The 22,442-nt window shown below is 71.5% G+C and carries 17 protein-coding genes, 2 tRNA genes and 1 pseudogene; 12 read left to right on the top strand and 8 right to left on the bottom strand.

Going from position 1 to position 22,442, the window contains the following annotated elements:
- The first annotated feature begins 26 nt into the window (after nucleotides 1-26).
- The 6 genes from recF (at nucleotide 27) to ACIRQ9_RS01595 (ending at nucleotide 7,758) form a co-directional block, all read left to right on the top strand.
- Complete coding sequence (gene recF / locus ACIRQ9_RS01570; RefSeq protein ID WP_404165950.1) at nucleotides 27-1,148, top strand: DNA replication/repair protein RecF; 1,122 nt, start codon at nucleotides 27-29, stop codon at nucleotides 1,146-1,148.
- On the top strand, nucleotides 1,145-1,672 hold the full coding sequence (locus ACIRQ9_RS01575) for a DUF721 domain-containing protein (RefSeq protein WP_404165952.1): 528 nt from the start codon (nucleotides 1,145-1,147) through the stop codon (nucleotides 1,670-1,672). Before recF ends, ACIRQ9_RS01575 begins: the two co-directional genes overlap by 4 nt.
- Nucleotides 1,673-2,091: 419 nt before the next feature.
- A complete protein-coding gene (gyrB, locus tag ACIRQ9_RS01580) occupies nucleotides 2,092-4,131 on the top strand; it encodes a DNA topoisomerase (ATP-hydrolyzing) subunit B (RefSeq protein WP_404165954.1) in 2,040 nt (679 codons plus the stop codon).
- A gap of 42 nt (nucleotides 4,132-4,173) precedes the next feature.
- Nucleotides 4,174-6,777 (top strand): DNA gyrase subunit A, encoded by a 2,604-nt coding sequence (gene gyrA, locus ACIRQ9_RS01585; RefSeq protein WP_404165956.1) that lies wholly within the window; start codon nucleotides 4,174-4,176, stop codon nucleotides 6,775-6,777.
- Nucleotides 6,778-6,795: 18 nt separating this feature from the next.
- The gene (locus ACIRQ9_RS01590; RefSeq protein WP_404165958.1) at nucleotides 6,796-7,572 is read left to right on the top strand and encodes a DUF3566 domain-containing protein; all 777 of its coding nucleotides are present in this window, start codon (nucleotides 6,796-6,798) and stop codon (nucleotides 7,570-7,572) included.
- 109 nt (nucleotides 7,573-7,681) lie between these two features.
- Nucleotides 7,682-7,758 (top strand) — tRNA-Ile (locus ACIRQ9_RS01595).
- 242 nt (nucleotides 7,759-8,000) lie between these two features.
- Here the strand turns inward: ACIRQ9_RS01595 and ACIRQ9_RS01600 are convergent.
- A complete protein-coding gene (locus ACIRQ9_RS01600) occupies nucleotides 8,001-12,002 on the bottom strand; it encodes a hypothetical protein (RefSeq protein ID WP_404165960.1) in 4,002 nt (1,333 codons plus the stop codon).
- Nucleotides 12,003-12,474: 472 nt separating this feature from the next.
- On the bottom strand, nucleotides 12,475-12,927 hold the full coding sequence (locus ACIRQ9_RS01605; RefSeq protein WP_404165962.1) for a DoxX family protein: 453 nt from the start codon (nucleotides 12,925-12,927) through the stop codon (nucleotides 12,475-12,477).
- A 183-nt stretch (nucleotides 12,928-13,110) separates the two neighbouring features.
- Between ACIRQ9_RS01605 and ACIRQ9_RS01610 the strand changes: the two genes are divergently transcribed.
- The 3 genes from ACIRQ9_RS01610 to ACIRQ9_RS01620 are packed head-to-tail and all read left to right on the top strand — an operon-like array spanning nucleotide 13,111 to nucleotide 15,525.
- A complete protein-coding gene (locus ACIRQ9_RS01610; protein ID WP_404165964.1) occupies nucleotides 13,111-14,322 on the top strand; it encodes an amidohydrolase family protein in 1,212 nt (403 codons plus the stop codon).
- A gap of 39 nt (nucleotides 14,323-14,361) precedes the next feature.
- Nucleotides 14,362-14,571, top strand: coding sequence for a ferredoxin (locus ACIRQ9_RS01615; protein ID WP_404165966.1), 210 nt, complete (start codon nucleotides 14,362-14,364; stop codon nucleotides 14,569-14,571).
- 3 nt (nucleotides 14,572-14,574) lie between these two features.
- Nucleotides 14,575-15,525 (top strand): FkbM family methyltransferase, encoded by a 951-nt coding sequence (locus tag ACIRQ9_RS01620; protein ID WP_404165968.1) that lies wholly within the window; start codon nucleotides 14,575-14,577, stop codon nucleotides 15,523-15,525.
- Here ACIRQ9_RS01620 and ACIRQ9_RS01625 read toward each other — a convergent pair.
- The 3 genes from ACIRQ9_RS01625 to ACIRQ9_RS01635 all read right to left on the bottom strand — a co-directional run bounded on the left by ACIRQ9_RS01625 (nucleotide 15,522) and on the right by ACIRQ9_RS01635 (nucleotide 17,721).
- On the bottom strand, nucleotides 15,522-16,334 hold the full coding sequence (locus tag ACIRQ9_RS01625; protein ID WP_404165970.1) for a glycosyltransferase family 2 protein: 813 nt from the start codon (nucleotides 16,332-16,334) through the stop codon (nucleotides 15,522-15,524). The genes ACIRQ9_RS01620 and ACIRQ9_RS01625 overlap by 4 nt on opposite strands.
- A complete protein-coding gene (locus ACIRQ9_RS01630; protein WP_404165972.1) occupies nucleotides 16,331-17,119 on the bottom strand; it encodes a GntR family transcriptional regulator in 789 nt (262 codons plus the stop codon). The genes ACIRQ9_RS01625 and ACIRQ9_RS01630 overlap by 4 nt, the downstream gene beginning before the upstream one ends.
- 254 nt (nucleotides 17,120-17,373) lie before the next feature.
- Nucleotides 17,374-17,721, bottom strand: a complete 348-nt coding sequence (locus ACIRQ9_RS01635; protein ID WP_404165974.1) for a DUF6344 domain-containing protein — start codon at nucleotides 17,719-17,721, stop codon at nucleotides 17,374-17,376.
- 361 nt (nucleotides 17,722-18,082) lie between these two features.
- On the opposite strand from ACIRQ9_RS01635, the gene ACIRQ9_RS01640 reads away from it, so the two are divergent.
- A complete protein-coding gene (locus ACIRQ9_RS01640) occupies nucleotides 18,083-18,211 on the top strand; it encodes a DLW-39 family protein (RefSeq protein ID WP_365601999.1) in 129 nt (42 codons plus the stop codon).
- 201 nt (nucleotides 18,212-18,412) lie between these two features.
- On the top strand, nucleotides 18,413-19,741 hold the full coding sequence (locus ACIRQ9_RS01645; RefSeq protein WP_404165976.1) for a hypothetical protein: 1,329 nt from the start codon (nucleotides 18,413-18,415) through the stop codon (nucleotides 19,739-19,741).
- Here the strand turns inward: ACIRQ9_RS01645 and ACIRQ9_RS01650 are convergent.
- On the bottom strand, nucleotides 19,705-21,255 hold the full coding sequence (locus tag ACIRQ9_RS01650; protein ID WP_404165978.1) for a protein kinase: 1,551 nt from the start codon (nucleotides 21,253-21,255) through the stop codon (nucleotides 19,705-19,707). The genes ACIRQ9_RS01645 and ACIRQ9_RS01650 overlap by 37 nt on opposite strands.
- A gap of 163 nt (nucleotides 21,256-21,418) precedes the next feature.
- Nucleotides 21,419-21,967 (bottom strand): transcriptional regulator, encoded by a 549-nt coding sequence (locus ACIRQ9_RS01655; RefSeq protein WP_046727633.1) that lies wholly within the window; start codon nucleotides 21,965-21,967, stop codon nucleotides 21,419-21,421.
- 184 nt (nucleotides 21,968-22,151) lie between these two features.
- Between ACIRQ9_RS01655 and ACIRQ9_RS01660 the strand changes: the two genes are divergently transcribed.
- Nucleotides 22,152-22,224, top strand: a tRNA-Ala gene (locus ACIRQ9_RS01660).
- 104 nt (nucleotides 22,225-22,328) lie between these two features.
- On the opposite strand, the pseudogene ACIRQ9_RS01665 reads toward ACIRQ9_RS01660, so the two are convergent.
- Nucleotides 22,329-22,442 (bottom strand): annotated as a pseudogene (locus ACIRQ9_RS01665) (two-component sensor histidine kinase); the annotation flags it as partial.

Raw genomic sequence — 22,442 nt, forward strand, 5'->3', positions numbered from 1 at the left:
CGGGTCGGGAGGTCGGCGAAACACCCATGCACGTCACGCATCTGTCGCTGGCCGACTTCCGCTCCTACGCCCGGGTCGAGGTCCCGCTCGACCCGGGCGTCACCGCCTTCGTCGGACCGAACGGCCAGGGCAAGACCAACCTGGTCGAGGCCGTCGGCTATCTGGCCACCCTCGGCAGCCACCGCGTCGCCACCGACGCCCCGCTGATCCGGATGGGCGCCGAGCGGGCGGTCGTCCGGGCGCAGGTACGGCAGGGCGACCGGCAGCAGCTGATCGAGCTCGAACTCAACCCCGGCAAGTCCAACCGCGCCCGCATCAACAGGTCCTCGCAGGTCAGACCGCGGGACGTGCTGGGGATCGTACGGACGGTGCTGTTCGCTCCCGAGGACCTCGCGCTGGTCAAGGGCGATCCCGGCGAGCGGCGGCGCTTCCTGGACGAGCTGATCACCGCGCGGTCGCCGCGGATGGCCGGTGTGCGGTCGGACTACGAGCGGGTCCTCAAGCAGCGGAACACCCTGCTGAAGTCCGCGGCCCTCGCCCGGCGGCACGGCGGACGCTCGATGGACCTGTCCACCCTTGACGTGTGGGACCAGCACCTCGCGCGCGCGGGGGCCGAGCTGCTCGCCCAGCGGCTCGACCTGATCGCCGCGATCCAGCCGCTGGCCGACAAGGCGTACGAGCAGCTGGCGCCCGGTGGCGGCCCGGTCGCGCTGGAGTACAAGCCGTCGGCGCCCGGCGAGGCCCACACCCGTGGGGACCTGTACACCCAGCTGATGGCCGCGCTCGCGGACGCCCGCAAGCAGGAGATCGAGCGGGGCGTCACGCTGATCGGCCCGCACCGCGACGACCTGGCCCTCAAGCTCGGGCAGCTGCCCGCCAAGGGGTACGCCTCGCACGGCGAGTCCTGGTCGTACGCGCTGGCGCTGCGCCTGGCGTCGTACGACCTGCTGCGCGCGGAGGGCAACGAACCGGTCCTGGTCCTGGACGACGTGTTCGCCGAGCTGGACGCGCGGCGCCGGGAGCGGCTGGCGGAACTCGTCGCGCCCGGTGAACAGGTCCTGGTCACCGCCGCCGTGGACGACGACGTGCCGCATCTGCTGGCCGGCGCGCGGTACGCGGTGGCGGACGGGACGGTGGAGCGCGTATGAGCACCGACAGTCCCGGACCCGGGCAGGAGCCCTCCGGCGTGGACCTGGCGCGGGTGGCGCTCAGGGCCGCGAAGGAGGCGGCACGCGCGCGGGGCGACGCGGCACAGCAGCGGAAGCAGGCGCGGCGCGGCGGCCTGCGCTCCGGCGCGCGCGCCGACGGGCGCGACCCCATGGCGCTGGGTCCGGCGATCAACCGGCTGATCACCGAGCGCGGCTGGGAGACGCCGGCCGCGGTCGGCGGGGTGATGGGCCGCTGGCCGGAGATCGTCGGCGAGGACCTCGCCAAGCACTGCGTGCCCGAGCGGTACGACGAGGACGAGCGGGTGCTGGTCGTGCAGTGCGACTCCACGGCCTGGGCGACCCAGCTGCGCCACCTCGCACCGGCGCTGGTCGCCCGCCTGAACGAGGACCTCGGGCACGGTTCGGTGCGGATGATCAAGGTCCTGAATCCCGGCGGTCCTGCCCGGCGCTACGGCCCGCTGCGCGCCCCCGGAAGCACCGGTCCCGGCGACACCTACGGGTGACTTATGTCACGCGATGAGCCGAGTGCGGAGCCGTCGTACGGCCCCCTCGGCCCCTTGGCGTACCACCCCGCGCCGGTGCGTGTCGCGACCTGACCCCGGAGTAGCCAAGGGTTGACGGCCCGAAGCGCTGAGTGCCGCTGTGAGCCTCTTGGAGCCCCCATCCGTATATCGGGAGTCGGCGGCGACCGGTTCAGGGCGGCACATGCGGACTCAGGTACCGGCAAACCCCCATCACTGTCAGCGCTACCGGTAGACTGGAAGACAATCCCGCCCCGCCCGTGGGGACCGCCCGGGAAAAGCTGAGCAACGCTGATCAAGGCTTACCAACGCAACATGCCGCAGCCGCTCCGGCAGCCCTCTCTCGAGGGGGACCCCCAGGAGTCCGGCTCGTGCTGTGCCAGTGCCAGAAAGGGCGCTTCGTGGCCGATTCCGGCAACCCCAACGAGAACATCCCGTCCACCGACGCCGGCGCGAACGGTGAGGTCACCGCCTCGTACGACGCCAGCGCCATCACCGTGCTCGAAGGGCTGGACGCGGTCCGCAAGCGGCCCGGTATGTACATCGGCTCCACCGGCGAGCGCGGTCTGCACCACCTGGTGTACGAGGTGGTGGACAACTCCGTCGACGAGGCTCTGGCGGGCCACGCGGACACCATCGACGTGACGATCCTGGCCGACGGCGGCGTGCGCGTCGTCGACAACGGCCGCGGCATCCCCGTGGGCATCGTGGCGTCCGAGGGCAAGCCGGCGGTCGAGGTCGTGCTGACCGTGCTGCACGCGGGCGGCAAGTTCGGCGGCGGCGGTTACGCCGTCTCCGGCGGTCTGCACGGTGTGGGTGTCTCCGTCGTGAACGCCCTGTCGACGAAGGTGTCCGTCGAGATCAAGACCGACGGCCACCGCTGGACGCAGGACTACAAGCTGGGCGTACCGACCGCTCCGCTGGTGCGGCACGAGGAGACGGCCGAGACCGGCACCTCGGTCACGTTCTGGGCGGACCCGGACATCTTCGAAACCACCGAGTACTCCTTCGAGACGCTGTCGCGGCGCTTCCAGGAGATGGCCTTCCTCAACAAGGGCCTCACGATCCGGCTCACCGACGAGCGCGAGTCGGCGAAGGCCGTCGCCGGCGCCGACGAGGCGGGCGCGGACGAGAAGGCCGAGGTCAAGACCGTCACGTACCACTACGAGGGCGGCATCGTCGACTTCGTGAAGTACCTCAACTCCCGCAAGGGCGACGTGGTGCACCCGACGGTGATCGACCTGGAGGCCGAGGACAGGGACAAGAGCCTGTCCCTCGAGGTCGCCATGCAGTGGAACAGCGGCTACAGCGAGGGCGTGTACTCGTTCGCCAACATCATCCACACGCACGAGGGCGGCACCCACGAGGAGGGCTTCCGCGCGGCGCTGACCTCGCTGATCAACAAGTACGCGCGCGACAAGAAGCTGCTCCGCGAGAAGGACGACAACCTCACCGGCGACGACATCCGCGAGGGTCTGACCGCGATCATCTCGGTCAAGCTGAGCGAGCCGCAGTTCGAGGGCCAGACGAAGACCAAGCTGGGCAACACGGAGGCCAAGACCTTCGTGCAGAAGGCGGTCTACGAGCACCTGAACGACTGGCTGGACCGCAACCCGGTCGAGGCGGCGGACATCATCCGCAAGGGCATCCAGGCGGCCACCGCGCGCGTGGCGGCCCGCAAGGCCCGCGACCTCACCCGGCGCAAGGGCCTGCTGGAGTCGGCGTCCCTGCCGGGCAAGCTCTCCGACTGCCAGTCGAACGACCCCATCAAGTGCGAGATCTTCATCGTCGAGGGTGACTCCGCCGGCGGTTCGGCCAAGTCCGGCCGCAACCCGCAGTACCAGGCGATCCTCCCGATCCGCGGCAAGATCCTCAACGTCGAGAAGGCGCGGATCGACAAGATCCTGCAGAACCAGGAGATCCAGGCGCTGATCTCCGCCTTCGGCACGGGTGTGCACGAGGACTTCGACATCGAGAAGCTCCGCTATCACAAGATCATCCTGATGGCGGACGCCGACGTCGACGGCCAGCACATCTCCACCCTGCTGCTGACCTTCCTGTTCCGCTTCATGCGGCCGCTGGTCGAGGCCGGGCACGTGTACCTCTCCCGTCCGCCGCTCTACAAGATCAAGTGGGGCCGGGACGACGTCGAGTACGCGTACTCCGACCGTGAGCGCGACGCGCTCATCGAGATGGGCCGCCAGCGCGGCAAGCGGGTCCGCGAGGACTCGATCCAGCGCTTCAAGGGCCTCGGCGAGATGAACGCCGAGGAGCTGCGCGTGACCACCATGGACCAGGAGCACCGGGTCCTCGGCCAGGTCACCCTGGACGACGCCGCCCAGGCCGACGACCTGTTCTCGGTCCTGATGGGCGAGGACGTCGAGGCCCGCCGCGCGTTCATCCAGCGCAACGCCAAGGACGTCCGCTTCCTCGACATCTGAGTCGGTCTCAGCTGACCGCACAGGGAAGGATCTTCACCAGCAATGACCGACGAGAACACTCCCGTCAGCCCTGAAGAGGGCGGCGAACTGGTAATGCGTGTCGAGCCCGTCGGGCTCGAGACGGAGATGCAGCGCTCGTACCTCGACTACGCGATGTCCGTCATCGTCTCCCGGGCGCTGCCGGACGTGCGGGACGGCCTCAAGCCCGTCCACCGCCGGGTGCTGTACGCGATGTACGACGGCGGCTACCGCCCCGAGCGCGGCTTCTACAAGTGCGCGCGCGTGGTCGGCGACGTCATGGGCAACTACCACCCGCACGGCGACAGCTCCATCTACGACGCGCTGGTCCGCCTCGCCCAGCCCTGGTCGATGCGCATGCCGCTCGTCGACTCCAACGGCAACTTCGGCTCGCCCGGCAACGACCCGGCGGCCGCCATGCGGTACACCGAGTGCAAGCTCGCGCCGCTGTCGATGGAGATGGTCCGCGACATCGACGAGGAGACCGTCGACTTCACGGACAACTACGACGGCCGCTCCCAGGAGCCGACCGTCCTGCCCGCCCGCTTCCCGAACCTGCTGATCAACGGCTCCGCCGGCATCGCGGTCGGCATGGCCACCAACATCCCGCCGCACAACCTGCGCGAGGTGGCGGCCGGCGCCCAGTGGTACCTGGAGAACCCGGAGGCCTCGCACGAGGAGCTCCTGGACGCGCTGATCGAGCGGATCAAGGGCCCCGACTTCCCGACCGGCGCGCTGGTCGTCGGCCGCAAGGGCATCGAGGAGGCCTACCGCACGGGCCGCGGCTCGATCACCATGCGCGCGGTGGTCGAGGTCGAGGAGATCCAGAACCGCCAGTGCCTGGTGGTCACCGAGCTGCCGTACCAGGTGAACCCCGACAACCTGGCGCAGAAGATCGCTGACCTGGTCAAGGACGGCAAGGTCGGCGGCATCGCGGACGTCCGCGACGAGACCTCCTCGCGCACCGGTCAGCGCCTGGTCATCGTGCTGAAGCGGGACGCGGTCGCCAAGGTCGTGCTGAACAACCTCTACAAGCACACCGACCTGCAGACCAACTTCGGCGCCAACATGCTGGCGCTGGTGGACGGCGTGCCGCGCACGCTCTCCCTGGACGCGTTCATCCGGCACTGGGTGACGCACCAGATCGAGGTCATCGTCCGCCGTACGCGCTTCAGGCTGCGCAAGGCCGAGGAGCGGGCGCACATCCTGCGCGGCCTGCTGAAGGCGCTGGACGCGATCGACGAGGTCATCGCGCTGATCCGGGCCAGCGACACGGTCGACATCGCGCGCACGGGCCTGATGGGGCTCCTGGAGATCGACGAGATCCAGGCCAACGCCATCCTGGAGATGCAGCTGCGCCGGCTGGCCGCCCTGGAGCGCCAGAAGATCATCCAGGAGCACGACGAGCTCCAGGCGAAGATCACCGAGTACAACGCGATCCTGGCCTCGCCGGAGCGCCAGCGCGCCATCGTCAGCACCGAGCTGGCCGCGATCGTGGACAAGTTCGGCGACGACCGCAAGACCATGCTGGTGCCCTACGACGGTGACATGTCCATCGAGGACCTGATCGCCGAGGAGGACATCGTCGTCACGGTCTCGCGCGGCGGGTACGTCAAGCGCACCAAGACCGTCGACTACCGGGCGCAGAAGCGCGGCGGCAAGGGCGTGCGCGGGACGAAGCTGAAGGAGGACGACATCGTCGACCACTTCTTCGTCTCCACCACCCACCACTGGCTGCTGTTCTTCACCAACAAGGGCCGGGTCTACCGGGCCAAGGCGTACGAGCTGCCGGACGCCGGCCGGGACGCGCGCGGTCAGCACGTGGCGAACCTGCTGGCCTTCCAGCCGGACGAGGCGATCGCCGAGATCCTCGCCATCCGTGACTACGACGCGGCGCCCTACCTGGTGCTCGCCACCAAGGCCGGTCTGGTCAAGAAGACGCCTCTGAAGGATTACGATTCGCCCCGGTCCGGCGGTGTCATCGCGATCAACCTCCGGGAGAGCGAGGACGGTTCCGACGACGAACTGATCGGAGCCGAACTGGTCTCGGCGGACGACGATCTGCTTCTGATCAGCAAGAAGGCGCAGTCGATCAGGTTCACCGCCTCCGACGACACTCTGCGTCCCATGGGCCGTGCCACCTCGGGTGTCAAGGGCATGAGTTTCCGCGAGAGCGATGAACTTCTGTCGATGAATGTTGTTCGACCCGGTACGTTCGTGTTCACTGCCACCGACGGGGGGTACGCGAAGCGGACCCGTGTCGACGAGTACCGCGTCCAGGGCCGTGGCGGCCTCGGCATCAAGGCCGCCAAGATCGTGGAGGACCGCGGTTCGCTCGTCGGCGCGCTGATCGTCGAGGAGAACGACGAGATCCTCGCCATCACCCTGTCCGGCGGTGTGATTCGTACGCGAGTCAGCGGGGTCAGGGAGACGGGCCGTGACACCATGGGCGTCCAACTGATCAACCTGGGCAAGCGCGATGCCGTGGTCGGCATCGCACGGAACGCCGAGGCCGGCAGCGAGGCGGAGGAAGTCGACGGCGAGGACGTCGTGGACGAGACCGTCGAGATCGTCGAAGGTGTCGAGACCAGCGGTACGGACGAGGGTGAGGCGCCCTCGGCCGAGTAGCACGAGGAGAGAGTCATCGTGAGCGGAGCCACGGGCGCCGGATCGGCCGGTACCTCCACGGGTACGGACGCGGACGGCGGCGGCCGTGGCTCCGCCGCGTCCGGCGGGCCCACCGAGGGCGGTGCGCAGCCGATGGACACGCACACCACCCAGCTGAAGGCGGTCAAGGCGTCCGCGAAGGACGCGAAGGGAACCCAGGGGGGAACCGTGACCGACACCCGGGGCGGCCAGGCCGCGGCGGGCGCCCAGCCGGCCGCCGGACAGCAGCCGAACCCCTCCCCGCTGCCCGGCGAGCGGCGCCAGGAGCAGCCCGGAGGTCCCTATCACCCGCCGCAGGCCTACCCGGCGGCCCAGACCGCCGCGCAGGCGCCCGCAGGGGCGGTACGGCGGCCGCGCACGGGCGCCGGGACCCGCACCGCCCCGCGCACCCGCAAGGCCCGCCTGCGGGTCGCCAAGGCCGACCCGTGGTCGGTGATGAAGGTCAGCTTCCTGCTCTCCATCGCGCTCGGCATCTGCTCGATCGTGGCGGCGGCGGTGCTGTGGATGGTCCTGGACGCGATGGGCGTGTTCTCGACGGTCGGCGGCACGATCTCGGAGGCGACCGGCTCGAACGAGTCGAACGGCTTTGACCTCCAGTCGTTCCTGTCCCTGCCGCACGTCCTGATGTTCACGGCGATCATCGCGCTCATCGACGTCGTCCTCGCGACGGCGCTGGCGACGCTCGGCGCGTTCATCTACAACCTCTCCGCGGGCTTCGTCGGCGGCATCGAGCTGACCTTGGCCGAGGACGAGTAACCGGAGTCCAAACCTCTGCCGTCGGTCCCCCGACAACCGATTTTGGGACTGCCCCGGTCGTGCGCTAATCTTCAGGAGTCAGCGCGCGGGACACACCGCAAAGCGCGGCGGGGCTATAGCTCAGTTGGTTAGAGCGCATCCCTGATAAGGATGAGGCCACAGGTTCAAATCCTGTTAGCCCCACCAGTACGAAGGCCCCCGGTCCGGACGGATCGGGGGCCTTCGGCGTTGAGCGGCGGCGGAGCCGGTGGTGGTGCGGGGGGCCGGCGCCGGGAACGCAAAAGCCCGGTCGCTGGCGACGGGGGATGCACCAGCGACCGGGTTGAGGCCAGCCTAACAAGGCGGCCTGTGCGGTGGGAGTCAACTTCTCAGCCGTCGTGTGCAGTTGTGATCGGGATCACTCAAAGGCGGTCAGGCGGCGGGCGGGTTCAGGTGTCGCAGGGCGGGTCGTAGGCGAGCCGGGGGAGGTACTCCTGCCACTTCGCCTCGGTCAGGACGTTGCGGGTGGCCGAGCAGATGCGGCTGACGGCCCGGTCGACGTCCAGGCTCCACAGCCGGACCGTGCCCGCGCCGCTGGAGACGCCCAGCATGTTGCTCCTCGGGCTGAACGAGAGGAAGTTGCCCGTCTTGGCGTTCGGACTCATGGACTGGCCGATGGGGTGGGCGGCGGACGGGGCCGAGACGTTCCAGAGCCGGACCGTGTTGTCGTTGCCGCCGCTGGCCAGGGTCCTGCCGTCGCGGCTGAAGGTCAGGGACACCACCGCCTCGGTGTGACCGGTGAGGGCGGCGCCCAGCCGGGTCGCGCGGGCCGGGTCGGAGACGTTCCACAGGCGGACCGTGTCGTCGTCGCTGCCGCTCGCCAGCGTCGCGCCGTCGGGGCTGTAGGCGAGGGTGTTGACGGGGCCCAGATGGCCCGTCAGGGGTCTGCCGAGGGCCCTGGGGCGGCGCCGGTCGGAGACGTCCCACAGGCGGACCGTGCCGTCCGCGCTGCCGCTCGCCAGCGTCCTGCCGTCCGGGCTGAAGACCAGCGCGTTGACGTAGCCGGTGTGGCCCCTGAGGGGTGGGCCGAGCCGCCTCGGACGGGCCGGGTCCGTGATGTCCAGGAGCTGGACCGTGCGGTCGTCGTAGTCGGCGGCGACGGTCCGGCCGTCCGGGCTCATCGCCAGCGCCTCGGCACCCGCGTACCGGGTCTCCAGCCGGACGGACGGCCCGTACCGGTGCGGACGGGCCGGGTCGGAGATGTTCCACAGCTGCACCCGGTTGACGTTGTTCTCGCCGGTCAGGATGACGAGGGTGCGGCCGTCGCGGGTGAACACCATCGAGCGCAGGTCCCGCCATCCGGTCCTGAACGGCTCGCCGAGCGCCCTGGGCCGGGCCGGGTCCGCGATGTCCCACAGCCGCATCCGGCTGTCGCCGGCCCCGGTGGCCAGGACCCGACCGTCCGGGCTGAACGCCCCCGCCGCTCCGATCATGTCCGACCCGGGGACCGACCACAGCCGTACCTTGCCGTCTCCGCTGCCGGTCGCCAGGGTGTGCCCGTCGGGGCTCCAGCCGACGGCGTACATCTCCCCGCTGCTGCCCGCGAGCGGCTCGCCCACCTGCGAGGGGTAGGCCGGGTTGCCGACGTTCCACACGCTGGCGGTGGAGTCCGCGCTGCCCGCGGCGAGCATCGAGCCGTCGGGGCTGAAGGCCACCGACCAGACGGGCCCGGTGTGGCCGGTGAGCGGTGCGCCGAGAGCCTTGGCGTGCTCCCGGTCGGTGACGTCCCACAGCCGCACGGTGTCGTCCGTGCTGCCGCTGGCCAGGGTGCGGCCGTCCGGGCTGAAGGCCACGGAGTGCACGGTGCCGGAGTGCCCGGTCAGCGGCGCCCCGACGCGCGCGGGCCGCCGGGGGTCGGAGACGTCGTAGAGGAGGATCGCGTTGTCGTCGCTGCCGGTCGCGAGGGTGCGGCCGTCGGGGCTGAACGCGAGGGAGCGTACGGCCTCGGAGTGACCGCTCAGGGTGCCGATCGAGCGGGGGCGGCGCGGGTCGCGCACGTCCCACAGGCGGACGGTGTGGTCCTCGTCGGCGGTGGCCAGTGTCCTGCCGTCGGGGCTGAAGGCCACCAGGTAGATCGTGCCGTCGTGACCGTTCAGCGGGGTGCCCAGGGACGCCGGGTGCCGCGGGTCGGAGACGTTCCACAGCCGTACGGTGCCGTCGTCGCCTGCGCTGGCCAGGGTCCGGCCGTCCGGGCTGAAGACCGCGCTGGAGACCCAGCTGGTGTGGCCGGACAGCGGCGCGCCCAGCGCTCTCGGCCGGGTCGGGTCGCCGACGTCCCACAGGCGGACCGTGCGGTCGTAGGCGGCGGTGGCCAGCGTCCTGCCGTCGGGGCTGAAGGTGGTGAGGTAGACGGCTCCGGTGTGGCCGAGCAGCGGCGTCGCCAGCGGGGCGTTGACGATCGACACGAGGCGGTTGTCGGCGCCCTCGTCACCGGGACGCAGGTCGTGTGCGACCAGGTCGAGCTGGGCGGAGAGCGCCGGGTCCGAGTACTGGAACCGGTCGGCCTCCGCGACCACCTGCTCGAAGACGGCGTCGTCCCGCTGCTGCCGGGCTACCACGGCGGCGCCCGCGGCCAGCAGCGCCAGCACGACCAGCGTCGACACGGCGGCCCTGCCGAGCCACACGGTGCGCCGGCGCAGCCGTACCGAGGCCGCCAGGAACCGCACCGCGCTGCGGGTCAGCAGGGTGTCGTCCGCCGACCTCGCCCAGGTGTGGGCCTGCTCCAGCCGTGAACCGCGGTAGAGCAGGGCGGGATCGTGGCCGGACTCGTCCCAGGAGCGGCCGTCCTCCTCCAGGCGCTGGCGCAGCAGATTGCCGTTGCGGTCCTCGTCGAGCCAGTCGCGCAGCCGGGGCCAGGCGTGCAGCAGCGCCTCGTGGGTGATCTCCACGGTCTCGGCGTCCAGCGTCACCAGGCGGGCCCGCACCAGCGCTTCGAGCGACTCCTCCGTCTTGTTCGGGTCGGTGGACTCCGCGGCGAGCTGGCGCCGGGTGCCCCGCCTGCGGGTCGCCTGGGTGTCCTCGCCGAGGCGGACCAGGCGGAGCAGCAGCAGCCGGGCGGCGGTCCGGGCGGCCGGGTCCAGGCTGGTCCAGGCCCGCTCGGCGGTCGCGGCGACGGCGCCCTGGATACCGCCGGCGGCGCGGTAGCCGGCCAGCGTCAGGCGGCCCGCCTTGCGGCGCTGCCAGGTCGCCAGCAGGGCATGGGAGAGCAACGGGAGGGCGCCCGCGTCGTGCGCGCCCCGCGGGCCGTCGTCGCTCACCTCGCGGACGATCAACTCGGCCAGACCCGGCTCCAGTTCCAGGCCCACCGCCTTGGCGGGCGCGGTCACCGCCTCGCGCAGCTCGGCCGTGGTCAGCGGGCCGAGCACCATGTGCCGGTGCTGGAGCGCGTCGGCCAGCTCGGGATAGCCCAGGCACTGCTCGTAGAAGTCGGCGCGGATCCCCAGGACGACCAGCGCGGGAGCGGGTTCGTCAGGAGCGGCGGAGGTGCTGGCCGTGTGCAGGAGCCGGACGAAGGCGTGCCGGTCCGCCTCGTCGGCGCAGAGGGTGAAGGTCTCCTCGAACTGGTCGACGATCAGGACCGGCCGGGCCGTATCGGATCCTGACGGCCATGTTTCACGTGAAACATCCTCGCCCTCGCTCCCGGCCCAGGTCCTGACCGCCGCCCGCACGGCCTCCGGATCCTCCAGGTCCTTCAGGCCGGCCAGCTCGGGTATGCACCGGGTCAGTTCCTTGACCGGTTCCGGGCCCGGGACGAGCTGCACCACCTCGTGCGGGTGCTCCGCCTCCTCCGCCAAGGCGCCGTTCTGCAGCGCGGTGACCACTCCGGCGTTCAGCAGCGAGGACTTTCCCGCTCCAGAGGCCCCGACCAGCATCACCAGACCGCCGGTCGCACTCGCCGAGCGGAGCTGGGTGATCAGGGCGTCGGTGCTGCGCTCGCGGCCGAAGAACCAGCGCGCGTCCTCGCGGCGGTAGGAGGCCAGACCCCGGTACGGGCAGACGCCGTCCGGCGGTGCGGATGCGTCCGGATCCTCGGCCGCCGCCGGCGCGGACAGCTCGCCGACCGGGTCGGCCACGGCCCGCTCCCACAGCTTCTGCCACTGGGACAGGTCGTACAGCCCGGAGGAGACGGGGGCCGGCTGGGAGCGCCGGGCCTGGGGGATGAGGATCTGGAGCACGGCGGCGAGCACGGCGAACTGCGCGGGCACGTTCTTCGCCCGGCGCCAGTCGCTGATCCGCTGGGCGGAGACCCGTACGGGACGGCCCCGCTCATCGATACGATGCAGCCGGTCGACCGCCTCGGCGACGCGTTTGAGCGGGGGGTTGCCGGCCTCCTTGTACAGCAGCGCGAGACGTTCCGCGAAGGCTGCGCGTGCCCCTGCGTCGGGCCCCAAGGCGCTCCACCCCTTACTCCCGGGCTGCTGGACATCCGGACCGGAAAACTCACTTTATATGGCTGACCTGCGGCGAAGCCTGGGACCGGGCGTCCGGACCTCCTCAGATGTGCACCTCGACTGGCAGGATTTCGATCCAGCAAGGCGATGGCCGGGCCTCGCCCGGCGGGCCGACCAGCTCAGCGTCCGCGGAGCCGGCGCACGGCACCGCATGTTCTCGGTCAGGTTCCACCGGCCGTTCCTCGCCGGTGTGGCGCGCCGACGGCAGCTGCTCTCCGACCGAGCGGACCCCTCGGGGCCCGAGACCACCCGCGCCGTTCGGCGCCGGTCCCCACGTGGGGAGGGACCGGAGCCGAACGGCACGGGTCACCGTCCGAAGAGCCGTCAGCCCGCGGCACGGGCCGCCTCGGCCGCCCGTTCCCCCGCGTCTCCTCCGGCTCTCGTCTTCCCGCGAGGTCCGGCCCTCGTGGGCCTACGAGGCGAACAGGCCCAGGGCCGAGTCCAGGGACCAGGTCTGCCAGCACAGGGCGAACAGACCGACCGCGGAGATGAGGGCCATCATCAGGTTCTGGCCCTGCTCCGCCCAGTCGTGGATCATGAGCGTCAGGTAGATCATGTTGAGCAGGAACCCGGCCACCAGGGCGATCGGTGTGAGGAAGCCGAAGGCCAGGCCGAGGCCGAGGGCCAGCTCCGCGTACACCACCACGTAGGCCATCAGCCGGGGCCGCGGCGCGACGACGGTGTCGAAGCCCCGCCGGACCACCGGCCAGCGGTGCTTCTCCGCGACACCGGCCGCCCACCGGATGCCCCCGCCACCGAACCACTGCTTCTTGTCCTTGTGCCGCCAGCTCTCCAGCCACCACAGACCGAGCCCGATGCGGAGCACCGCGAACCACTCGGCACCGCTCAGCAAGGCTGATCGCATCCCGCACCCTCCCCGGATCCGTCCCACCATCTGACGATCCGTCAGTTCAGCGGATGGCGGCGCGACCCGCAAGAGGTCCGGCGGCTCTTGCTGGCACCGGCTCGTGGGCCTAGCCTGAAGCCCGTCACCAATCTGATGGACCGTCAGTTAAGCGGGCATCCAAGCAGGCAGCAGGGGGTAGGCATGGCAGAGAACGCGACCGGCACCCAGGAACTGCCCAGGGTCGTCAGCGTGGACGACCACGTGATCGAGCCCGCGCACCTCTTCGAGAGGTGGCTGCCGGGCAAGTACCGGGACAAGGGCCCCAAGCCCTTCACCGCGGGCATCGGCGAACTCGCCTACGTCGGCGGCAAGTACCGCTTCACCACCGACCCCGAGGGCCAGATCACCGACTGGTGGGAGTACGAGGGCCTGCTCTTCCCCTACAAGCGCATCATCGCGGCCGTCGGCTTCTCCCGGGACGAGATGACCCTCGACGGCATCACCCGGGAGGAGATGCGGCGCGGCTGCTGGGACCCCAAGGCCCGCCTCGACGACATGGACATGAACCACGTGGAGGCCTCCCTCTGCTTCCCGACCTTCCCCCGGTTCTGCGGGCAGACCTTCGCCGAGGCCGAGGACAAGGAGGTCGCGCTGGCCTGCGTCCGCGCCTACAACGACTGGATGGTCGAGGAGTGGTGCGGCGACAGCGGCGGCCGGCTGATCCCGCTGTGCCTGATCCCGCTGTGGGACATCGACCTCGCCGTCGCCGAGATCCGGCGCAACGCCGCGCGCGGCGTCCGTGCGGTCACCTTCAGCGAGATCCCTACCTACCTGGGCCTGCCGTCCATCCACTCCGGCTACTGGGACCCGTTCTTCGCGGTCTGCGAGGAGACCGGGACGGTCGTCAACATGCACATCGGCAGCAGCTCCCAGATGCCCGCGGCCTCACCCGACGCCCCGCCCGCCGTGCAGGCCTCGCTGAGCTTCAACAACGCCATGGCCTCGATGATGGACTTCCTCTTCTCCGGGGTCCTGGTGCGGTTCCCGCGCCTCAAACTGGCCTACAGCGAGGGGCAGATGGGCTGGATCCCGTACGCCCTGGAACGCGCCGACGACGTCTGGGAGGAGCACCGCGCCTGGGGCGGGGTCAAGGACCTGGTCCCGGAGCCGCCGTCGACGTACTACTACCGGCAGATCTTCTGCTGCTTCTTCCGCGACCGGCACGGCATCGAGGCGATCGAGACCGTCGGCGTGGACAACGCGACCTTCGAGACGGACTACCCGCACGTCGACTCGACCTGGCCGGAGACCAAGCGGGTCGCCCAGGAGCACGTCGGCGGGCTGGCACCCGAGGTGGCGTACAAGCTGCTGCGCGGCAACGCGATCCGGATGCTGCAGCTGCCTTTCACGTAACCCGGTTCGACCGGCCGCCGGATGGGCAGGGGACCTCCCATGAAGGTCTCCGTGTCGGTCGACGCCGACGTCTGTTACGGGTCGGGCGAGTGCGCCTTCCGGGCGCCCGAGGTGTTCGGCTTTGAGGACGGGTACGGTTTCGTCCTGCCCGGACGCGAGCGGTCCGGGGACGACGAACTGCTCCGGGACATCGCCGAACGCTGCCCGTCCCAGGCGATCCGGATCAACGGCACGAGGGTCACCGACTAGCGGATGAGCACCACCGGCACCGAACGCACCGGAGACAGCGGACTCACCGACCTCCTGGCCACCCTCGGCCGCGGCTGGGTCCAGGACTTCCCGGCCCCCTGGGGAAAGCCGCGCGTGGCCCGCGCGCTCAACGCCTACCTGCGCGACCACCCGCGCCGCCGGGTCGTCCGGACGCGCTCCGGCGCCCGGTTCGCCGTCGACACGCGGGACCTCATCCAGCGCTACCTCTACCTCTTCGGGGTGTGGGAACCGCACATGACCCACTGGCTGCGCGGCCGGCTGGCGCCGGGGGACTGCTTCGTGGACGTGGGCGCCAACATCGGTGTCTTCAGCGTCCTCGCCTCCGGGCTGGTCGGGGAACGGGGCCGGGTCGTGGCCGTCGAGGCCTCTCCCGCCTTCCACCGCCGCCTCGAACAGCACAGTGCGCTCAACGGCTGCCGGAACATCCGGGCGGTCAACGCCGCCGTCTCCGACAAGCCCCGCACCCTGACCTTCGTGCTCGCCAGCTCCGCCAACCTGGGCGCCAACAGCATCGTCCCGTGGGACGGCCCGGCCGAGTCGAGCTTCGACATCGAGGCCGTGCCGCTGCCCGAGCTGCTGCTGCCCGAGGAGATCGCGACCGCACGGGTCGTCAAGATCGACGTGGAGGGCGCCGAGGGCGCGGTGGTGCGGGGGCTCGTCCCGCTGCTGGAGAGACTGCGACCGGACGCCGAGATCACCGTCGAGGTCACCCCCGACCGCATGGCGCAGCTCGGCGACTCGGCCGATGACCTGCTGCGCACCATGACCGACGCCGGCTACCACGTCTACCGGCTCGCCAACAGCTACGCGGCGGACAGCTACCCGAAAGCCCTGCACGACGGGCCGCTGGCTCCGGTCCGCTGGGAGGGACCGGTGACGGAGGAGAGCGACCTGGTCTTCTCCCGGACCGACGCGGCGACGCTCATGCCCTAGGACCCCTCCGGCGAGGGGTGCGGCACCGGCCGGTCCCGGTCCGGCTCGGGCGGGCAGCGCCAGCCGAACTCGGCCAGTGCCCGTGCCCGGGCCGCCACGACCGCCATCCGGGCCTGCCGTTCGGCCGGGTCGGTGTGCGCGGGCCGGGCGGTGACCTGGCCCGGCCACTTGCGGTACAGCAGCCCGGCCTCCGCCGTGAACCAGCCCCGGCTGACCGCGTCCAGCGCCAGCAGCAGCCCGGTGTCCTCGGAGGCGGGCAGCGCCATCCAGCCGCCCAGGGCGAGCAGCAGGTCGCGGCGGACGAAGAGGCCCGCCGGGTGGACCGGGGCCCGGAAGTCGTTCGCCGCCCAGGAGGCGAGCACCGTCCCCGGTTCGAGCGGCCCGTCCGCCGGATCGCCGGGAAAACCCGCCGTGGAGCCGTCGGGCAGCAGGTCCAGGACGCGTGAGGTGGCCCAGCCGACCGCCGGACGGGCCTCCAGGACGGCCAGGTCACGGGCCAGCGCGCCCGGCAGGAGCTGGTCGTCGGCGTCGAGGATCTTGACGTAGGGCCCCTCGGCCCGGGCCAGCGCGAGGGTGCGGGCGACGCCGGGACCACCGGGACGGCCCTGCCGGTACGACACGCGGGGGTCGTCCGGGACGTACGGACGGACCTCGTCGCCGTGGCCGTCCTCCTGGATCAGCCACCGCCACCGCCAGCCGTCCGGCAGCCGCTGCTCGCACAACGACCCGTAGGCCTCGGGCAGGAAACGGGCCGACGGCGCGTGGACCGCGGTGACGACGGTGACGCACCGGCTCACTGCGGCGCTCACCACCTTTCCAGGTATGTGGTGAAGAGCAGTTCCGTGCGGTCGCCCGGGAGCGTGACGACGGAGACGTCCACGACACGGCCGTGGACGTCGTACGACGTCTTGCGCAGCACGATCACCGAGGTGCCGGCCGGCAGGTCCAGCTCCCGGGCCTCCTCGGGCGTGGGCGGCCGGGCGGTGACGCGTTCCTCGACGCGGGCGACCTCGATGCCGACGGTGCGCAGCTGATGCTGGGTGCCGCCCGGCCAGGGCTCCCTGGTCTCGTCCAGGAGCGCCGGGTTCGCCGCGATCAGGTCCCGGACGAGGTAGGAGCTGACCAGGCTGAAGGGCGCGGGCTCGGCCGAGCACCGGGTCCGGTAGGTGCGTTCCAGGAGCACCGTGCCCGCCGGCACCCCGAACACCTCGGCCAGGTCGCCGGGCGCGCCGAGTTCGCGGTAGCGGGCGAAGAAGACCAGGTCGTCGAGGACCAGTCCGGTCTCGTGCTCGGTCGCGCCGGTCGCCGCACGGGCGGCCTCCGGCATCCGGGCGCGGTCCTTCTCCCACTGGAGGCGCGTGTTGTCGCGGAGCGTGCGGGTGCGGGGTCTGCGCACGAAGGTGCCGCTGCCGTGCCGCTTGTCGATCAGGCCCTCCGCGCTCAGCATGCGCAGGGCGTTTCTCACCGTGGGCACGCTCTTGCCGAACCGCCGGGCCAGTTCCGTCTCGGCGGGCAGGCGGGCACCGGGTTCGAGGCCGCCGGTCCTGATGGAGCGGCGCAGGTCGTCGGCGATCTCCTCGTACGCCTTGGGCACCTCTTCAGCCTACGACTCCTGAAGAGGAGCTGAGGAGTCGAGTGGCCCGCGCAGGAGCCGGGGAGCGGCGTGTTCCGCGGAAGAACCGGCGTGCAGCGTGTCCTGGGGGAGACGACGGCGGGGCGGGAGGCCCTCCCGGGCCCGGACGTGCGAAGACCCGCGGCCGGATCCCGGTCGCGGGTCTGTGTCGCAGTAGGCGCTGGTACGTACGCAAGTCGCCCTTGCGCCGTTGCGTCTGAGCCGTCTGGGGAGAATCAGCAGTCGAGGTTCGCCGCGGGGGGTTCGGCCGGGTTGTCCGATTCCGTCGTGTCCAGGGGCCGCTGTCGGCAGCCGGGGGTCTTTCCGTGGGCCTCGGCCCTGATGCGCTGCTTCATCGTGGGGGGCAGGGACCTGGCCTGTGACCAGAGCCAGTGGGTCTGTGCCGGGATCATCACCTTGTCGGCCGGGCCCTGCTCGTCCCCGGTGTTGCTGTTGCGCGGGGTCTCGGTCTGCGGTACCGCGGCGGCGGTGGTGGCGGAGACGAGTCCGAGCGCCGTGCACAGCGCCAGGAAGGCGGTGACAAAGGCGGTCCACAACTTCATGACCTTGGCGTTCCGAGCCATGGCCCCTCACTTTCGGGTTGGGCGATTTGCGTACTTTCCTCATGATGTGTATGAGCGTCGCGAAGTGGGGGACGTCGACCGGTGGCGCGGCGATGTTCTGATGAACACCACCCGGACGGACGCAAGAGGTCCAAAAAATCAGAAGAAAGGCCCGCGAAAGCGGGCGAGAGGGCGCAAAGTAACCGTCCGTGGAGGTGTGATCACCCTCCGCCGGGAACGCCAGGCCGGGCGCGACGCCCCCCGCAACACCGTGCGGTGAGCCGGAGTTGGGGCCGGATGCCAGGTCACCGATCGATATCGGTCGGTGTGTATAGTCGGGCGCCAGAGGTCCCCTACGTCAAGGAAGAGACGAGGTCGCGCGGTGAAGAAGCTTCTCCTGGTCGCACTGGCCGCCATCGGCGGGCTCCTCGTGTACCGCCAGATCCAGGCGGATCGCGCCGAGCAGGATCTGTGGACGGAGGCGACTGACTCCGTGCCCACGGGTCCGTGAGTACCGACAACCAACGACACTGAGACCCCGACCGCCTGGCGGTCGGGGTTTTGCGTTGTCCCGGGCCGTCCGGCGGGTCCGGGGCGCGCGAGGGGGCCGTTTCGGACGGTCGCGCGAATCGCCGGGTGGCGCGGGGACACGCGCGGCAGTATGGGCCCGGTCCGGGCCTGGACGGCTGACGAGCGAGTGCTGGGGGCGCGCGTGATACGGCGGTGGCGTACGGCGACGGGACGGCGAGGCGGCGCGACGGCCGCCCGCGCGCTGACGGCGGTGCCGGCGGCGCTGCTGACGGCGCTGCTGTCGGCCTCTCCGGTTGCGGCGGACGACGGCAGCGGTTACGCCTTCGCCCCGGACGCCCGCACGATCACTGGAGCCGGCGGCAGCTCGGCCGCCGAACCGCTGGAGCCGGGCACGACCTACCGCAGCACCCTTCCGGACCAGGGCAAGCTGTACTTCCGCCTCGAACTCGCCGCCGGCACCACCGCCTACGTCCCGGTCACGGCGGTGCCGCCGGCCGACGCCACCGTCTCGGCGAGCGACGGCATCGGCGTGACGGTCCAGGACGCCAACGGTGCCACCTGCGGCTACGACGGCGCCCGCTTCGGCGCCGGGCTGAGCCCCCGGCCGATCACGGCGCTGGGACGCCGGGACACGGGCCGGTCGCTGTGCAAGGACGCGGGCACCTACTACGTGGTCGTCGAACGGCTGGCCTCCGGCTCGCGGACCACGACCCCGGGCAGCTGGGACCTGGAGATCGCGCCCGTCACCGAACCGGGCCTGGTCGAGGCGGGCGCCACCACCGCACCCGGGACCTGGGACTCGGCCTCCCCCGAGCCGGTCACCGGTGCCGCCCGCCGCCGAACCGCGGGCGCCGGATTCGCCACCGCCCGCACCCTGGGCCCGGGAGTCTGGCGGACCGGGATCAGCCCGGGCCGGACCCTGTACTACGCGGTCCCGGTCGACTGGGGACAGCAACTGCACGCCACCGTCGAACTGGGCAGCGGCGGCCAGGGCCACGGCTATGTCAGCGCCGCGCTCAACCTCTCCCTGTACAACCCGGTCCGCGGCTCCGTGGAGGACGTCTCCCTCGGCTACGACGGCACCCAGAAGGCGTCCTCGCTGGCGCCCCTGCCACCCGTGGCGTACGCCAACCGGTACGCCGTACCCGGCGAGGAGAACTCCGTCCGCTTCGCCGGCGCCTACTACCTCGTCGTCCACCTCACCCGCCAGACCGGCGACACCTTCGGCGCGGGGCCCTACGACGTGACCCTGCGGGTCCGCGTCGACGGCGCCCCCGGATCCGGTCCCCGGTACGCCGGTTCACCCGTCCCGAAGGGCGTCTTCGACCCGCCGTCGGACCAGGGCGGCGACGGCCTGTCGGCCCCGGCCGGTGGCGGCGGCACGTCGATGCGGCTGCTCGCGGCAGGCGGGATCGGCACGGGCACCGCCCTGCTCCTGGGCCTCGGCGTGTGGACGCTGACCGCCCGCCGGGCTCAGATCCGGGTCAACGCCCAGAAGCCCACGGCGTAACAGGCCAGCGCCAGCAGCAGAATGGGCACGACGGCCACCGCGGGCGGCCCGGGCCGGCGCGCCTTGCGCCGACGTCGGCCATGGGTGCGCGCCGGAGGCCGTGGCGCCGGCTGCGGGTCGTGGGCGGTGTAGGTGGCCGTGCCGCCGGTCCCGGTGGAGCCGCCGAGCGGCTGGGCCGGCACAAGGGGCTGGACCGGGGGCCACGGGGTGTGCTGCGGGTCCGGCCGCGGCTGCTGATGGGCGGCGTACGACGGGTACGGCGGTGCGGGCCGCGGCTGTTGCGCGGACACCGGGTGCGGGGCGGGGGAGAACGGCGTGGTGGGCGGTGGGAGACGGAAGCTCCCCGTGTCGGACATGTCGGCCGGGACCGGGGTGGAGCCGGTGGAGGGGGCCTCGGCCGGAGGCGGGCCGGCGCCCGGTCTCGGGTCCGCTGCCGGTCTCGGGTCCGTGCTCCCCGTCCGGTCCGCGGCCGCCGGGACGGGGCCCGATCCGCTCGGTGTCGCCGGGTCCGGCTCCGGTGTCGCGGCATGATCCGCCGGACCGGCGCCCGCGCGCGAACTCGGGCTTGCCGAGACGCCAGTTGGGTGGGCCGCGTCCGTCGTGGTCCCTGTCGGGTCGATCCCGGACGCCTGTCTCAGCGGGCCCGTGGGATCGAACCCCGGCGGCAGCGGACCCAGTTGGTCGAAGATCTCGATCAACTCGTCGTCGGCACCCGGTTCGGGGAGGAGTTCCACGGCCTGGGCCAGGGCCTTGCGCGCGCCGGTGGCCGTGCGGAAGCGGCGCTCCGGATCGGGCTGGAGGAGGATGGCGACGACCTGCCACAGCGGCTCGGGAATGCCCTTGGGCGCTCCCGGCGTGCCGTGCTCGGCGAAGTGCTCGACGAGCGCCTTGGCGTCGGGCTTGGCGCCTTCGAGGAGGAACAGGGCGACCAGGCCGACGGCGAACAGGTCGGCCCTGAAGTCGGGCTCCGCGCCGAGAAGTTGCTCGGGTGCGATGTAACCGGGCGTGCCGACCACGAGGTTGGTCTCGGTCAGCCGGGCCTCACCGAACCGCATGGCGATGCCGAAGTCCGACAGACGCAGCCGCGGACGGGCCGTACCGCTGGCCTCCAGCAGGATGTTCGCGGGCTTGATGTCCCGGTGGACGACGCCCTCGGCGTGCACGGCGGCGAGGCCGGAGAGCAGTTGGTCCAGGAGCGTGCAGACGAAGCCGGGAGGCAGGGGACCGTAGTCCCCCACGAGGTGGACCAGCGAGCCGCCGGCGACCAGGTCCATCGTGAACAGGACCTTGTCGTCGTCGGCGGCCCAGCTGGCCGGGGCCAGGACGTGGGGATGGTCGATGCGCAGCGCCTGCTCCCGCACGAAGCGCAGCAGCGCGTGGGCGTCGCTCTGCTGGAGCACCTTGGCGGCCACGTAGCGCTTGCGCCGGTGGTCCCAGGCGCGCCAGACGGCACCCACCCCGCCGTGACCGATCGGGTCGGCCAGTTCGTACCGGCCTGCGAAGACCTCACCCATGACTGCCCGTAGCCCTCCCCCTGCGGTCCCCTCGGTCCCCCCTGCCTCACACCCCCGTTGCCTTCCCCCCGATGAGCGATGCGACCCCTCTCGCGTGACCCCCTCGGCCAGGGCCGGGCCCCGCCCGGTTCACCGGACCCCCTCCGGTGCGCCGGGCCGTGGCTCAGCTCTGGTGCGACTGGTAGTGCGTGACGGCGTCGGACGTGCGGCCGGCGCCGTAGACGCGAAGGAACTCCGCGAGCTCCGGATGGGTCGGAGCCAGGGTGTCCGCCGCGTCGATGATGTCACCGGCGGCCGCCACCGAGCGCAGCAGCGACTGGATCTCGCGGACCACCCGCTTCACCGTGGGCGCGCCCGAACCGCTCGTCGTCTGCGTGGTGTTGCTGAGCACCGAGCCCCCCTGGGACTTCTTGATCTCGTCCATCCGCTCGGTCGCCTCGGCCGCGCTCACGCTGCCGTCCGCGACCTGCGCCGCCAGGTCCTGGAGCAGCTGCACCCGCTGGACCACGGCCGGGTTGCCGATCTTCGCCCGCTGTCCGCTCATCAACTGCGACAGCATGGGCGCGGACAGTCCGAGGACCGCCGCGAGACGAGCCTGATTGAGCCCCAGGTCGTCGATGAGCTTACGGAAGAGCGCCCCCAACGGCTCCCCGTACCAGTTCCGCTGCAGCTCCCGCGCTCTGGCGGTGGCTTCCTGCTGTGCGGCGTCCATTGCGTCTCCCCATCGCTTCCCCAAAAAATCCACGGTTCGCTACAGCGAACCCCCGTCGAGCATCTTACGGAGCGTGGTCATCTGCGGGGACCCCCAATCTTTTTGTGAGGTACGGGGGGTGACCCGGTACTCTGGTCTGCGGCACCGGTCGGCGGACGTTCCGCAGGGTCGGCGCTTCCCTTACGGGGCCTTAGCTCAGTTGGTAGAGCGCCGTCTTTGCATGGCGGATGTCAGGGGTTCGACTCCCCTAGGCTCCACCCCGTGACACCCCTCCGACCTGCTAGAACGCAGGCCGGAGGGGTTTTTCGTGTCGGTACCAGGGTCGGTGCGCGCGCGTACGGGCCGTCCCGGTCCGGCTACGTCACGTGGCGGAAGCGGTACCGGGCAGTTCGACGGTGACCCGGAGGCCCCCGGCGGACCGCGGGGTGAGGGTGAGGGTTCCGTCGTGGGCTTGGGCGATGGACTGGACGATGGC

Origin of the sequence: Streptomyces sp. NPDC101237 (assembly GCF_044767465.1) — a bacterium.
GTDB lineage: Bacteria > Actinomycetota > Actinomycetes > Streptomycetales > Streptomycetaceae > Streptomyces > Streptomyces gramineus.